The sequence below is a fragment of the Romboutsia sp. genome, from assembly GCF_051659545.1.
Taxonomy (GTDB): Bacteria; Bacillota; Clostridia; order Peptostreptococcales; family Peptostreptococcaceae; genus JBOFOR01.
The window spans coordinates 1-14,400 of the sequence record NZ_JBOFOR010000242.1; the positions used below are offsets into that span (position 1 = coordinate 1).

Annotated in this window: 14 protein-coding genes; 8 read left to right on the forward strand and 6 right to left on the reverse strand. The window is 27.3% G+C overall.

What is annotated here, in order from left to right:
- Positions 1-141 precede the first annotated feature (141 nt).
- The 3 genes from ACRC03_RS13870 to ACRC03_RS13880 form a co-directional block, all read right to left on the reverse strand.
- Positions 142-1,413: a VanW family protein gene (locus ACRC03_RS13870; RefSeq protein ID WP_438653177.1), complete on the reverse strand. Its 1,272-nt coding sequence runs from the start codon at positions 1,411-1,413 to the stop codon at positions 142-144.
- 105 nt (positions 1,414-1,518) lie between these two features.
- On the reverse strand, positions 1,519-2,151 hold the full coding sequence (locus ACRC03_RS13875; protein ID WP_438653178.1) for an endonuclease/exonuclease/phosphatase family protein: 633 nt from the start codon (positions 2,149-2,151) through the stop codon (positions 1,519-1,521).
- A gap of 130 nt (positions 2,152-2,281) precedes the next feature.
- On the reverse strand, positions 2,282-2,443 hold the full coding sequence (locus ACRC03_RS13880) for a hypothetical protein (protein WP_438653179.1): 162 nt from the start codon (positions 2,441-2,443) through the stop codon (positions 2,282-2,284).
- Between the two features lie 563 nt (positions 2,444-3,006).
- On the opposite strand from ACRC03_RS13880, the gene ACRC03_RS13885 reads away from it, so the two are divergent.
- The 5 genes from ACRC03_RS13885 (at position 3,007) to ACRC03_RS13905 (ending at position 7,746) form a co-directional block, all read left to right on the forward strand.
- Complete coding sequence (locus tag ACRC03_RS13885) at positions 3,007-3,270, forward strand: TM1266 family iron-only hydrogenase system putative regulator (protein WP_438653180.1); 264 nt, start codon at positions 3,007-3,009, stop codon at positions 3,268-3,270.
- A 2-nt stretch (positions 3,271-3,272) separates the two neighbouring features.
- Entirely contained in the window at positions 3,273-4,514 is a 1,242-nt protein-coding gene (gene hydF / locus ACRC03_RS13890; RefSeq protein WP_438653181.1) for a [FeFe] hydrogenase H-cluster maturation GTPase HydF, read from the forward strand.
- 1 nt (position 4,515) lies between these two features.
- Complete coding sequence (gene hydE, locus ACRC03_RS13895) at positions 4,516-5,598, forward strand: [FeFe] hydrogenase H-cluster radical SAM maturase HydE (RefSeq protein ID WP_438653182.1); 1,083 nt, start codon at positions 4,516-4,518, stop codon at positions 5,596-5,598.
- The gene (gene hydG / locus ACRC03_RS13900; RefSeq protein ID WP_438653183.1) at positions 5,589-6,965 is read left to right on the forward strand and encodes a [FeFe] hydrogenase H-cluster radical SAM maturase HydG; all 1,377 of its coding nucleotides are present in this window, start codon (positions 5,589-5,591) and stop codon (positions 6,963-6,965) included. The genes hydE and hydG overlap by 10 nt, the downstream gene beginning before the upstream one ends.
- 232 nt (positions 6,966-7,197) lie before the next feature.
- Positions 7,198-7,746, forward strand: a complete 549-nt coding sequence (locus ACRC03_RS13905) for a hypothetical protein (protein WP_438653184.1) — start codon at positions 7,198-7,200, stop codon at positions 7,744-7,746.
- Positions 7,747-7,867: 121 nt separating this feature from the next.
- On the opposite strand, the gene ACRC03_RS13910 is transcribed toward ACRC03_RS13905, so the two are convergent.
- The 3 genes from ACRC03_RS13910 to ACRC03_RS13920 form a co-directional block, all read right to left on the reverse strand.
- Positions 7,868-8,686 carry a histidinol-phosphatase HisJ family protein gene (locus ACRC03_RS13910; RefSeq protein WP_438653185.1) on the reverse strand — a complete coding sequence of 273 codons (819 nt, stop codon included), beginning with the start codon at positions 8,684-8,686 and terminating at the stop codon, positions 7,868-7,870.
- A gap of 197 nt (positions 8,687-8,883) precedes the next feature.
- On the reverse strand, positions 8,884-9,867 hold the full coding sequence (locus tag ACRC03_RS13915) for a radical SAM protein (RefSeq protein WP_438653190.1): 984 nt from the start codon (positions 9,865-9,867) through the stop codon (positions 8,884-8,886).
- 42 nt (positions 9,868-9,909) lie between these two features.
- Positions 9,910-10,185 (reverse strand): hypothetical protein, encoded by a 276-nt coding sequence (locus ACRC03_RS13920; protein WP_438653186.1) that lies wholly within the window; start codon positions 10,183-10,185, stop codon positions 9,910-9,912.
- A gap of 243 nt (positions 10,186-10,428) precedes the next feature.
- Here ACRC03_RS13920 and ACRC03_RS13925 point away from each other — a divergent pair, with 243 nt between their 5' ends.
- The 3 genes from ACRC03_RS13925 to ACRC03_RS13935 are packed head-to-tail and all read left to right on the forward strand — an operon-like array spanning position 10,429 to position 14,047.
- Positions 10,429-11,562 (forward strand): tyrosine-type recombinase/integrase, encoded by a 1,134-nt coding sequence (locus tag ACRC03_RS13925; protein ID WP_438653187.1) that lies wholly within the window; start codon positions 10,429-10,431, stop codon positions 11,560-11,562.
- Entirely contained in the window at positions 11,552-13,666 is a 2,115-nt protein-coding gene (locus ACRC03_RS13930) for a tyrosine-type recombinase/integrase (protein WP_438653188.1), read from the forward strand. Before ACRC03_RS13925 ends, ACRC03_RS13930 begins: the two co-directional genes overlap by 11 nt.
- A complete protein-coding gene (locus ACRC03_RS13935) occupies positions 13,667-14,047 on the forward strand; it encodes a DUF6262 family protein (RefSeq protein ID WP_438653189.1) in 381 nt (126 codons plus the stop codon).
- Positions 14,048-14,400: the final 353 nt, after the last annotated feature.

Here is a 14,400-nt window from a genome sequence, read left to right on the forward strand (position 1 = left end):
TTACCAAGAAAAATATTAGGCTACAATACGCCTGAGAAACTATTTGAAGAACAATTAGATTCTATATATGCAGCCTAATATTTAGATTATTTTTCATATTTTAAAAAATAGTTCAATTTGATATTGCAATTAAGCATATTATTATTTCTTTGGTTTTTTATAAACACTTTTTGCAACATATTTTGTACTTAATAAATTTCCATTATCATCTTTATATTGTATATACGTTTTTGCTGCTTCTAATCCATTTTGAGTAAATTCATCAACTTTAATAGATATATTTTTCTTATCTGATGAGCTTCCATAAATTTTAGATATTAATACTCCATTCCCTACTGTTGTTTTAACATATATTGGATTTGAATATGGATTTTTAAATCTAAAATTGGTTCCAGAGTCATTAACCATAGCATCTCTTCCAACAGGTACATAACTTGATTTTAATGAGTGATTACTTCTTGATGTTATGTCTAATCCTGAATAAAGTACTGCGTTGAATAAAGTACTAGAAACTTGGCAAACTCCACCACCTAAACCTTCTACTAAAACACCATTTAAAATGACAGGTGCATTCTTATACCCATTAGATTTTGTTGTTGCTAAGATTAAATCATTGTATGAGAATTCTTCTCCTGGCATTAAAAGTATATTACTTGTTCTTTTTGATGACAATCTTATATTTTCAACTCTATTTGGATCTTTCGTTGAAAAAGTCGTTTTGTACTCTCCTAATAATGTATTTACACTTTTAGCATTTTCTGTACTTACTTTCGGCTCTTTAAGATTAACTTTTAATTGTATTTCTTCATACTTTTTGCTTTTAATCGTATCATATATAGCTTCTTTAGTTTTTACTATATCTAATTCTTTACCTGTAGTTGATGGTGAAAAGCTAATACTACCCGTATCAGAAATCCATACTTTAGCATTTGCAGTTTCTACCTTTATACTGTCTGAAATTTTTTGTATAGCTTCGCTTAATTTAGTTTCGTCATAAGATGGAGTTAGCTCCAATTCATGCTTATTCTCTTTTAAATCAAAATATCTTTTTACATTATCAAAATACGATTCTGTTTTCGTGTAATTATAAGCCTCATTTACTGATTCTTGTATATTATATTTTAAATCAATTTCATTTGGCGGTACCTTATATGTATTACCTTCATATTTTAATGTTATATCTTTAGGAGTATTTTTCTCTGAAAGTAGCTGAACTGCTTTTTCTTTAGTTAACTCTGATACATCTATACCTTCAATAAATATATTATTAGCTATAGTATTACTGTATATATAGGTTTGATTAAAATGGTCTATAGTAAATCCACCCATAAAAAGTACAATCATCGTAAAAATAACAATATTCCTTTTTTTTTGCTTTTTTGTTTCAGTTTTTTTTGATCTTTTTTTACTCATTACCCCACCTCATTTTTCACTCATGTTTAAATTATATTTTAATATTTTTAATTAAACAAGGTTTAAGGTGTATATGTAACTATATTGTTACACATTTTTATCTTTTTATTGTATTTCTACAATAACTGGATAATGATCTGACAAATTTACTTTATTTACTGAATATTTTTTTATGTTAATAGTCTTATCTATAAATATATAATCAATTCTTGAGTTACTTTTTTCAAAAGTACATATATTGCAATTATTAGTAACTACTGCTGCATCATTAAATTCATCTATATTTATATTTTTTTCATTAAAATCTCCACATACTATTGTTTTATCTACTAAATTTTCTGTATAATCTAGTATTTCACTTATTTGATTGTATCTTTCATATCTATCTAATCCTAAATGAGTATTTATAATATTAATTTTCTCATATTGAGAAAATACGTTCGCAAACAAAAATCCTCTTTGTTCATTTTTACTAGTCAGAAAAATATGTTCGTAATTGCATATGCCATTTTTACATATAATACATATACCATACTTCATTACTGGTTTATTTACATTAGTAGCAAATACACCATTATATTTTAAAATTTTCTTTAAGGCTATAAATTGGGGGTACAATACTTCTTGTAAACAAATAATATCACAGTCTAATGTTTTTAAATAATCTCCTACTTTATTTAAAGTAAATTTATTATTAATATCCATACCCTTATGGATATTATAAGTTACTACTTTCAAACTAATTCCTCCTATATATTCTATTCAATTCTATAATTTTTAATATAAAATAAACCTAGCTCAGTGTAAAATTTTACTTCTAAGCTCGGTTTCCTTTGAATTATCTATTTAAAAAACTATTTATTATATATTAGTGTTTTATTTCTTTTTTTATTCTTGTAAATTTTCCTTGATTTGCAACAAATATGAATCCTGTTCTTTTATATATTTCATCTAGCTCTATTAAAGTTACTTCCCCATTTTTTAAATTCGCTAAAGTAATATCTTGTATATTTCTTTGCATGATTATCATTTGCTACCACTCCTCTTAAATTTTTTTATACCCTATTATATTTACTATTTATCTAATTTATTACTAATTTATTTTATTTATTACTAATTTGCAATTTTTTATTTTTACTTTTCAAAACACTCGTTCCTGTATTTTTAATTATAACTCAAACGGTTGTTCGTTTTCAACATAAAAAGAAAATTTTCTTCTTTTTTTTATTAAAAATTACATTTTATGTAATACCTATATGAGCATTTTGTATATGTATAGCTACTTCAAATATGTTTTTATATATAAAATTAATTTTATTGTAGATTTAATGGATTGTTCTTACTACAATATAACTAACTTCAGTTTTCTTTAGTTATATATTAATTTATATTTCTTTAGTTAATTGTTGATTATTAAATTTTATAGACTAACCCTACCAGAAAAGAATACTCTAATCTGTAAGGAAATTAGTTATAGCTTAACGTAATTTTTTGTTATGCATTTACTAACTTTTCTTTTAAAGATTTCTTTAGGAGGAAAGTTTTTTTATATTCTTAGCTATATGGGGAATCTATAAACTTCGGAGGGATTTAATGAAAAAAATTGCTGTTATAAGTGCTATTTTAGAAGAACCTGATAAGTGTCAACAAAAATTCAACGAGGTTGTTTCCAGTTTCAAGGGATTGGTTAAAGGAAGAATGGGGATACCTTGTGATAGCGAAGGCGTATCAATTATATGTCTAGCAGTTGTTGGAGATATGGACTCTATAAATAGTTTAACAGGAAAACTAGGAAATATACCAAATGTATTAGTAAAAACTAGTATATCAAAAAAAGAATTTATAGGAGGGGAATAGCAATGAGTCTTAATTCCACACCCCAATCCGTTAGAGTGCATATAGGTCTCTTCGGTAAAAGAAATGCAGGTAAATCTAGTGTAATAAATGCAATAACGAATCAAGATGCTGCTATAGTTTCAGAGGTTGCTGGTACTACTACTGACCCAGTATTCAGACCGATGGAGATACTACCTATAGGACCTTGTGTACTTATTGATACAGCTGGACTTGATGATGTTGGGTCCTTGGGTGAACTTAGAATAAATAAAAGCTTAGATGTTTTAAGCAAAACAGACATTGCCCTACTTATAGTAGATAGTAGTATTGGATTAAGTGAAGAAGATTTATCTTTAATAGAAAAATTTAAAGTAAAAAAAATACCTCATGTTTTAGTATTAAATAAAATAGATACCGTTGAAAATCAAGCTGAAGTTCTTGGTGAAACTAAAAAGTTAGCTAAGTGTCCAGTGGCTTGTGTTTCTGCAACTAATAAAATAGGTATCGAAAATTTAAAGCAAGAAATAATAAATACACTTCCTGAAGATGCTGGTGATTTTAAATTATTAGGCGATTTAATAAACGCTGAGGATATTATAGTTTTAGTAATCCCAATAGATAAAGCTGCTCCAAAAGGAAGATTAATTTTACCTCAACAACAAGTGACTAGAGATATTCTAGACCACGGTGCTATAGCTGTTATTACAAAAGAAGACAGTTTAAAAGAAACTATTGCTAATCTTAACAAAAAACCAAAATTGGTTATTACCGACTCTCAAGCCTTTTATAAAGTTAAAGAAGACACACCTGACGATATTCTACTTACATCATTTTCTATACTATTTGCAAGACAAAAGGGTGACCTTAATGAATTAGTTAAAGGAGCCTATGCTATAAATAATTTAAAAGATGGAGATAAAATTCTTGTTGCTGAAGGTTGTACTCACCATAGACAGGATGATGATATAGGTACTTTTAAAATTCCTAAATGGATTACTGAAAAAACTGGTAAAAAACTTACTTTTGATTTTACCTCTGGAATAACTATGGGGAAAAATTTAGAACAATATGCCTTAATAGTTCACTGTGGTGCCTGTATGATGAATAGAGCTGCAATGATGGCTAGAATTGAAAAAGCTAAGGAGCTTAATATACCAATTGTAAATTACGGTATACTAATAGCTTACTTAAATGGTATTTTAGATAGAACTTTGGATCCACTTAAAATACTTGAATCTGAAAAATTGCTACAAACGGTTGAATAATATGGATATAAAATCTTTAATAAAAAAACTCTATCACACAAACTCTCTATATCAGGATGAACTACTTTATATAATAAAAAATATTGATAATACTCCTGATAATAGTGCCCAAAATAGAGCTTATCTCTACGAGAAAGCTTGCTTAACTAGAAACGCTCATTATGAAAACAAGGTTTTTCTAAGAGGACTTATAGAACTTAGTAATTACTGTAAAAACGACTGTTACTATTGTGGTATAAGATGTTCTAATAAAAACGTTGAAAGATACAGATTGAGTAAAGAAGATGTTTTAAGCTGTTGTGAAATAGGCTACAAAATTGGATATCGAACATTCGTTATACAAAGTGGTGAAGATCCATATTTCACTGAGGATAAAATGTGCGAGATTATTTCCTCTATAAAACAACTTTATCCTGATTGTGCTATAACTTTATCCATTGGAGAAAAAGACTTTGAATCTTATAAAAATCTTTTTGAAAGTGGAGCTGATAGATATTTACTTAGACATGAAACTTCTAATGCTAATCATTATAATAAACTTCACCCCTCAAATTTAACAATTGAAAATAGAAAAGAGTGCCTAAATAATTTAAAAAGTATTGGCTATCAAGTAGGTGCTGGACTTATGGTGGATTCTCCTTACCAGGAGGATACTAATCTAGTTGAAGATTTACTTTATCTAAAAGAGTTAAATCCACATATGGTAGGTATAGGACCTTTTATACCTCACCAAGATACTCCTTTTAAAGATTACCCTAGTGGTAGACTTGATAAAACTCTTTTAATATTAGCCCTTACTAGACTTTTATTGCCTGATTGCTTACTTCCTGCTACTACAGCTCTAGCCTCTATTGATTCTAATGGAAGAAATGCTGGTCTAATGGCTGGATGTAATGTAATTATGCCTAACCTTTCACCTATGGAACTAAGAAATAAATACTCTCTTTATGATAACAAGCTATCTACAGGGGAAGAAGCTTGTGAATACCATAATAGTTTAGAAAAAACTGTAAACAGTATTGGTCTTAAAATAGATTACTCTCGTGGTGATAATATAAATTGGAGGAATATAAAATGTTTATAAATCATGAACTTATAAATCAATTATTAAAGGAAGCAAAGTTTGCTACTACGAAAGATATTAATGATGTACTTGATAAAGCTAACAAAAGAGAGAAACTTGACTATAAAGATATTGCTATACTTCTTGAAATGGAAGATAAGTCTCAATTAGATAGATTATTTAAAATTGCTGGTGAAATCAAAAACGAAATCTACGGAAATAGAGTTGTTTTATTTGCACCTTTATATGTTTCAAACTATTGTGTAAACGAATGTGCTTACTGTGGTTATAAATGTTCTAACAAATTTAACCGTAAAAAATTAACTATGGATGAAGTAAGAAAAGAAGTTAAAATACTAGAAAAAATGGGTCATAAAAGACTTGCTTTAGAAGCAGGAGAAGATCCTCATAACTGTTCTATAGATTATATACTAGAGTGTCTTGATGCTATTTACTCTACATCTAATGACAACGGAAGTATAAGAAGAGCTAATGTTAATATTGCTGCTACTACTGTTGAGAATTATAAAAAATTAAAAGAAAAAGGAATAGGTACTTATATATTATTCCAAGAAACTTATCACAAACCAACTTATATAAGACAACATGGTAATTCTATAAAGAATGACTACTACTACCACTTGACGGCTTTTGATAGAGCTATGGAAGCTGGAGTGGATGATGTTGGGGCTGGAGTATTATTTGGATTAGCTAACCCTAAATTTGAAGTGCTAGGTCTTATGATGCATAATGCTCATCTTGAAGAAAATTTTGGAGTTGGATTTCATACTATTTCCTTCCCTAGATTAAAACCTGCAGAAGGTATGACATTAGAAGATTACCCACATTTAGTAGACGATTTTATGTTTAAAAAAATAGTTGCAATCACTAGATTAGCAGTACCTTTTACTGGAATAATAATGTCAACTAGAGAAAGTGGAGAAATGAGAAGAGAACTATTAAAGTATGGTGTTTCTCAAGTTAGTGCTGGTTCTAATACTGGTGTTGGAGGATACAAAGAAGAAGAAGAAGGTAGAAATGTTGACCAATTTAAATTAGAAGATCATAGAACACCTATACAAATACTAAAAGAACTTATAAGTGATGGTTATATTCCTAGTTACTGCACTGCTTGCTACAGAATGGGAAGAACTGGAGATAGATTTATGAGTTTAGCTAAGAGTGGTCAAATACACAACGTTTGCACTCCAAATGCTCTTACTACTTTGAAAGAATTTTTATTAGATTATGGTGATGAAGAGTTAATAGCTATGGGGGATGAATTAATAGCTAAAGAAATAGCAAAAATAGAAAGAGTAGATATTAAAGATATTGTATCTAATAATATGGTTGCTTTATCTAAAGGAGAAAGAGACTTATACCTTTAAGAATTACACAGATTTTTAATATTGTTAAATTTTTTTAATTTAGCTCCGCGTTTACTGTTTTTTAGATGTTTTTCATCAATAAATTACTTTTTTTACCATTTAAGGATTGGAGTATAGTCTAATTTTATATAATTATGTATTATCTTGTCAGTTACCTTCTATTGTATATTTTAATATATAGTATTAATATTATCTAAAAGAAAGGTGTATTAATGTAAAAGGGGGAAGTTAAGTGAAAACAACAGCTAATAAAACTATTCCATTTAAACAAAGGGGCGAAGAAAAAAAGGTTTCAAAATATTATAAGATTAATACTAAAAATAAGACTCTGTCTACCAATAAGGTTATACCTTACCCTAAATATAGAAAGAAAAAGAAAAATGGAGCTAAATTTGTTAAACACAATAAACCTCTTTTAATAGTTGCTATAATAGCATTTGCTCTTTCTCTTATGTCCTTTATTAATAGAGAATCAAAGCTTAATGATAATGGTTTGAATTCTAAACATACACTTTCAAACTCTACTACTTCAAAAAGAGTATTAACTCCAGCAGAATTTAAAAACACTTCTAAAATAGTATCTTTACAGGTTCAGAATGCCTTGAAGTTAAGTTCAAACAGCGAGGTTAGTACAAAGACTATGCATAGAAATGGAACATCTATATATGCTCAAGGAAGCGTAGAAGTGCCTTCTAAAGGAGAATTATACTTTGATATATTATTAAAAAATAATATAGCATCTTCACTTGTTATAAATGGAACTGAATATATGAAAAAATAAGTTAATTTAAATATAAAATAACCTATACAGAATAATTATTTAATCATTCCTGTATAGGTTATTTTTATTTACACGATATTATTCGATTTGTTCGACCGATTCGACTTGAAGCTTATAATTTTTATGCTATAGAACTTTCTCTCTCTTTGTCTAAAGGTAAGAATATTGGTGCTCTATTTTTAAACAAGCATACATACTTAAATCCTAAGTAACTTAACATATCATATGCTTTATCAAAATCCTTACACACATCTATAGCCCTATGCGAATCCGAACCTACGGTAATTATTTCTCCACCTAACTCTTTGTATCTTTTTACTATATCCACGTTTGGGTGTATACTATCCAACCCATATCGATATCCTGAAGTATTTAGCTCTATTCCTTTTCCTGATGATATAATATTTTTCAAAACTTCATCTATAACGTTTTTGTAGTCACTATATGCTAACTTATTATCTTCGTATATAGCATATCTTATTATATAGTCTAGATGACCATATGAATCGAAGTTTTTAAAAAGTTTTGTAGCCTCTATGATGCTTTCAAAGTATTTTTGATAGGCTTCTTTTTTACTATACCCTCTATAGTATTGTGGTCTTGATACGCTAACTTTATCAACAGCGTGTGTAGAACACAATACAAAATCGAAAGGTGTTGTAGCGATTATATTCTCAAGCTCTTTTTGAGCGTGTTTTTGAAATCCAACTTCTATTCCCGTTAATAGTTCTATATCATTATTATATTTTTCTTTATACCCCTCAATTTTCTCGCAATATTTTTTACAATCAATACTAATTTTTCCTTTTTTATATTCTAAATGATCTGTAAATGTTAGGTGGCTTACACCTATTTCTACACTTCTTTTTATTATAGATTCCATAGTATCTTTTCCATCACTAGAAAAACTTGTATGAACATGGTTATCTAATAAATTCATAATCCATCTCCTCTTATAAAATTTACCCCTACTAATATTGTATACATTATAAATAAATAGTTTGTTAAGTACACGTTAAATGTATACAGAATCCTTTATATAATTTTTTTAAAAAATAAAAAAAGTGTTAAATGTCAACACTTTTTTCATATACAAAATTTTTATAATTTATCTAAATTTTATAACCAATCCTAATTTCAAAAATAAAACAAAATTTTTATATGAAGAGGAATATTTGTATCCAAATCACTTAAATAATCTCTAATAGCTATTATACTTTCTTCATCTGTATTTTCATCACTTACAAGTAAAGTTGTTACTTCTATATGAATGCCTTTTTGATAAACTATTTCTATGGTTTTAAGTACTGGTTCTAGGGTAGCCTTGCATAAAGATTTATAGTACTTTTCATTGCCTTTTAAGTCAATATTCATTGCATCTATATATGGAATTATATTTTCTAAAGGTTCTTTATTTACATATCCATTGATTACTAAAACAACTTTTTTGTCCTTGTTCTTTTCTTTTAGCAGTTTTGCAGTTTCTAGTATATATTCATACCATATAAATGGTTCATTGTAGGTAAATGCAACTCTTATATTGTTTGGTACACTGATTATCGCATCAACAAGTTCTTCACTGATTACCCTTTTATAGTCAACTTCTTGCTGTGAAATATTATAATTTTGACAAAATGAACATTTAAAATTACATCCAAAAGTTCCCACCGATAGTATGTTATTTCCTGGATAAAAATTGTATAATGGCTTTTTTTCTATTGGATCAACTGCAATTGATGTTATGGCTTCATAGTTGTAGTTAACTAGTATAGTTTCTCCACTTTCATCTCTTATAGCTTTTCTAGGAATACAAATTCCACTTTCACTTATTGTTACTTCAAATTTGTAAAGTTTTAGTTTTGGTAAAATCCCATAGGTTATATGTACTAATTTATATTTTTTATCCTTTGCAATATAATATAGTGGTATTATTGCTCCATGGTCTAACTCTAATTTTACTCCATAGTTTTCATATGTCTTTTTATCTAAAGGAGCTACCAAAATTCCTTTACTAGTAGCCGTTCTAATTATCTCATTAGTTAAACTTTGATTTATATCAAATTCCATAGAAACTTCATTTGCTCCAAATCGAGATAAATCACCCTTTAAAAAGCCATTAATGTCTCAACAGCTTTTAGAAGAGCATATTTAGTTTTTTACTAATTACTTTAACTCTATTATATAAACTGAAGTTTGAGGTGGAATACTCATCGTCATAATATTTGAATGATATGCAACGATTATATCTCCTACATTTAAATCATCTATTGAGATTTCACTATATTCACAGTCTACTATTAATGTTTCATCACTATATACTAACCTAGTAAAAGTATAAATATCTTTTGGATTTTTTGCTATTGTTATATATTTAAATTTTTCGTTTGAACTTTCTACTATTTCTACTATAACACCTGTCTTATATGAACAACACTTCATAACTTATCCTCCTAATCTAAACCTATTTTTATATTTAATTTATGAAAATAATAAAAATGAGTGAATAAATTTATTTAAATATAGTATTATAGATATGGGATAGTTAGTATAAAATATTACTAAATCTCATATCTTTTTTTATATAAGTTAATTACTAAATGTAGTTAGTATAAATAGTATATTATGTTTAGTATAAATATGAGATAGATAGAACAAACTAAGCAAGAAGAAGGTGAACCAAAGATGAAAGTACAAGAAGTAAAATTAGATAATAACCAAAGAAGGTATTTATTGATTGAGGATAAGGGATTACCTTTAATACCAGTAGCAAGATATTTGAAATATTTAGATAATAGCGAAAAGAGTTTTAATACTCAAAAGACCTATGCTTATTCTTTAAAACTATACTTTGAATACCTTGAAGAAATAAATGTAGATTATAGAAATATTAATATCAACATATTATCTAATTTTGTAGGATGGCTTAGAAATCCATATGAAAACAATAAAGTTGTTACTCTTAAACCTACTAAGGCTAAGAGAACAGAAAAAACAGTCAATTTAACTATCACAGTTGTAACAAATTTCTACGACTATTTATATAGAACAGAAGAAATCAATAATGATATGGTGGAGAAACTTATAAAGCAAGTATTTACAGGAGGACACAAGCATTACAAAGACTTTTTACACCATGTAAATAAAGATAAGTCATCAAGCAAGAACATATTAAAAATAAAAGAACCAAGACGTAAAGTTAAAATTCTGACTAAAGAAGAAATGCAAAAGGTATATGATGCTACTACTAATGTAAGAGATGAATTTTTAATTAAATTATTGTATGAAACAGGTCTTAGAATAGGCGAAGCCTTGTCTTTATTCATTGAAGATATTGTATTTGACCATAATAGAGGACACAGAATCAAATTAGCTGATAGAGGGGAACTTTCTAATGGAGCAATGCTAAAAACAGGCGAAAGAGAAATACATATATCTCAAGAGTTGATAGATTTATTTGATGACTATGCTTATGATATTTTAGATGAATTAGAGATAGATACGAATTTTGTTTTCGTAAAATTAAAAGGTAAAAATAAAGGACAGCCTTTAGAATATCAAGATGTTAGTGATTTATTTAAAAGGATTAAAAAGAAAACTGGAATAGATGTTCATGCTCACCTTTTAAGACATACTCACGCTACTATTTATTATCAGACTACAAAGGATATAAAGCAGGTACAAGAGAGATTGGGACACTCACAAATACAAACTACTATTAATATGTATCTACACCCTTCTGACGAAGATATAAGGTCTAATTGGGAGATAGCACAATCATCATTTAAGATAATTAAGGGAGGTACTAATGACAAATAATATAACAAGTATTTTTAGACATGATACAGTAAATAATTCTAATGACAAAATAACTAAAAGTTTATCTAAATATATTGAAAAAACAATAAATGAAGATAAATCAGTAACTTATACAGAAGTACTAACACCTTATTTTTTAGACAATGATAAATGGCATATAGACTTTTTAGGTGAGATAGAACAATTTAAAGAACAAGTTCAAAACTACAAATTTTCTAATAAGAATATATCCTTTCCATTTCACAATGAAAATATAAATAAAGAAATGAAGTTTATAGTATATAATAAATTATTTTCTGATGAATGGGGATTGCAAGCAATTTTAATGAGTCAAATGCAATTTATTAGACGATTATCAAAGTTTATCAATGAAAAATATCCTAATATAAACTCATTTAAAGAATTAGATTTAGAAAAAGCAAATATTCAATGGATAGATTGGTTAAGTAGTAATAATATAGCCACTATAACAAAAAATAATGGATTTACAAAATTAAGTGAAAAAGATTATTTTTGTAAAACCCCTTCTGTTAACTTTTTAGGAAATACAATAAGTTCGTTTAACCAATTAACAGATGAAAGAGAAGAATGGGAAAAAGATATATGGGATGTTAGAAATTTAGAGCAGTATGGAATAACTTATAGTAAGTCTTCTCAACACCATTATCTAAGTTTTGAAAAAATAAATAATCTTAAAATAAGAGAAGAAGTAAAAAAATATATAAAACAAAGACTAATTTCTAACAATAAATTTTCTTGGAATACGGCAATGAATTATTTGAAATTTATTCCTCCATTTTTAAATTATATAAATGAAGCAGAGCCTTTATGGAATGATTTAAAAAGCTTAGAAAGGCAACATATATTAAAGTATATAGAGTGGTTGAATATATATGCTAAAGAGAATTTAACACGAAAAGATTCTAATTCTAAGTTATATATAGCAAGGTCATTGGAGTGTATTCAAAAGTTTTTATCAGATATTCAACTTAGAGAATATGACATTGCTCCTATAAAAAATGTTAGAGTTTTGATACTTCCAGAAGATAAACCTAAAGTCCCCAAAAAATCTAATGACCAAATTGATTATGTTCCAGACTTCGTATTAGAGCAATTATTTGATAATATAAATAATCTTCATAAAGATATTATTCCAGTTGTTTATGTGATGTTCAAAACAGGACTTAGAGTATCGGATGCTTTAGAATTAACTCATGATTGTTTAGTTAAATTGAATAATAAGTATTGGATAACTACAGATATAGAAAAAGTTTATGTAGAAGGTCACAGAATACCCATTGATGATGAACTTGCTAATATGTTAGCGATTTTAATTGATAGTTCTAAGCAATATAGTAATCAAGATAATAACCCAGAAAATTATATATTTGTTAGATATAAAGGTTCTCGAAAAGGTAAGCCATATGGTCAAGAGTGGATTCGAAATAAACTTAATTTGTTAGCAATAGATTATAATATAACTGATGAACTTGGAAAGAGATATCATTTTAAAAACCATGCTTTTAGGCATACTTATGCAATAAAACTTCTTAATGGTGGTGCTGACATACTTACTGTTCAAGAATTACTGGCTCACGCCTCACCAGAAATGACTATGAGGTATGCTAAATTACTTGATGATACTAAAAGAAAGACTTTTGATAAAGCAGTAAAACAAGGTATATTTAGTTTCAATGAAAGTGATAAGTTAATAGAGGAAAATGATGGTGAGATACCATCTGATATTATAGATATGCTTTATACTAATCACAAATTAAATGCTCTTGATACTCCATATGGTACCTGTATGCAAAGAACTAATGGTAAGTGTAGTTATGCTAAACAACCACCTTGTTTAACTTGCAATAGTGGAAAACCATGTAAAGATTTATGTGTTGGTGCATTTGAAGGTGATACCGTTAAGTATGAAATACTAATAAATTCAACTAAAAATATGATTGAAAATGCTAAAATGTATAATAGAACTGAAATGGTATGTGAAAATGAAGAGTTACTGAAATTATATGAAGATGTTTACTCTAAAATATCACAAGGAAACATGATTTACAGTAGAATAGATAAGTTGAAAAAGAAGGTGAATTAATTGAGCAATTACAATCGTACAGAACATTTAAAAGAATTGCATAGCAAACGAAAGGCTATGACACAAGAGAAGGTCGATAAGGCAATACAAATCCTTATAAAAACTCAAAAGCCTATTAATTTTAATAGTGTTGCAAGTGAAAGTGGAGTTACTAAAAAAACTTTATATGATAATAAAGATATTAGAGAACGGATTGAAACTCTTAGACATCAACAATCTCAAGTTCCTACTCCATCACAGGTTAAAAGAGAAATGAATGATAATAATAAAGATTCAATTATTGCAAGTTTAAAAAGGAAAATCAAAAGACTTGAAGAAGATAACAAAGAACTTAAAGAGCAACTTAAAGTTAACTATGCTGATATATATAAACAATTATAGTTGTATAATGGTAATATAAAATAATTTTATAAAGGAGGTACGCATTTGGGAATAGGAGATGCTTTAGTAAAAATTGTTGATTTAATAATTACTTTCTTTTCAGGAGATGAATGGAAAAAAATATTTAAAAAGACAAGGAAAAAATAATATTAGTAAATATAAAAACCAATAAAATTTATTGGTTTTTATATTTTCAATAACATATTATACATATATAGTATATTACATACAAGTATTTTAAATAATTATTAAATTATACTCTTGATAACTATATCCACTCATTTCTTTATTTACTTTATATTTTGCAATACCTTTAATTATATCTTATGATGATTTTCTGCATATAGTCGCAT

What these genes read in the sequence shown, in the direction of transcription:
- ACRC03_RS13925 (WP_438653187.1), top strand. Translation starts at nt 10,429, where the DNA reads ATGAAAGTACAAGAAGTAAAATTAGATAATAACCAAAGAAGGTATTTA.
- ACRC03_RS13885 (WP_438653180.1), top strand. Translation starts at nt 3,007, where the DNA reads ATGAAAAAAATTGCTGTTATAAGTGCTATTTTAGAAGAACCTGATAAG.
- hydF (WP_438653181.1), top strand. Translation starts at nt 3,273, where the DNA reads ATGAGTCTTAATTCCACACCCCAATCCGTTAGAGTGCATATAGGTCTC.
- ACRC03_RS13930 (WP_438653188.1), top strand. Translation starts at nt 11,552, where the DNA reads ATGACAAATAATATAACAAGTATTTTTAGACATGATACAGTAAATAAT.
- ACRC03_RS13910 (WP_438653185.1), bottom strand. Translation starts at nt 8,686, where the DNA reads ATGAATTTATTAGATAACCATGTTCATACAAGTTTTTCTAGTGATGGA.
- hydG (WP_438653183.1), top strand. Translation starts at nt 5,589, where the DNA reads ATGTTTATAAATCATGAACTTATAAATCAATTATTAAAGGAAGCAAAG.
- ACRC03_RS13870 (WP_438653177.1), bottom strand. Translation starts at nt 1,413, where the DNA reads ATGAGTAAAAAAAGATCAAAAAAAACTGAAACAAAAAAGCAAAAAAAA.
- ACRC03_RS13920 (WP_438653186.1), bottom strand. Translation starts at nt 10,185, where the DNA reads ATGAAGTGTTGTTCATATAAGACAGGTGTTATAGTAGAAATAGTAGAA.
- ACRC03_RS13880 (WP_438653179.1), bottom strand. Translation starts at nt 2,443, where the DNA reads ATGATAATCATGCAAAGAAATATACAAGATATTACTTTAGCGAATTTA.
- hydE (WP_438653182.1), top strand. Translation starts at nt 4,516, where the DNA reads ATGGATATAAAATCTTTAATAAAAAAACTCTATCACACAAACTCTCTA.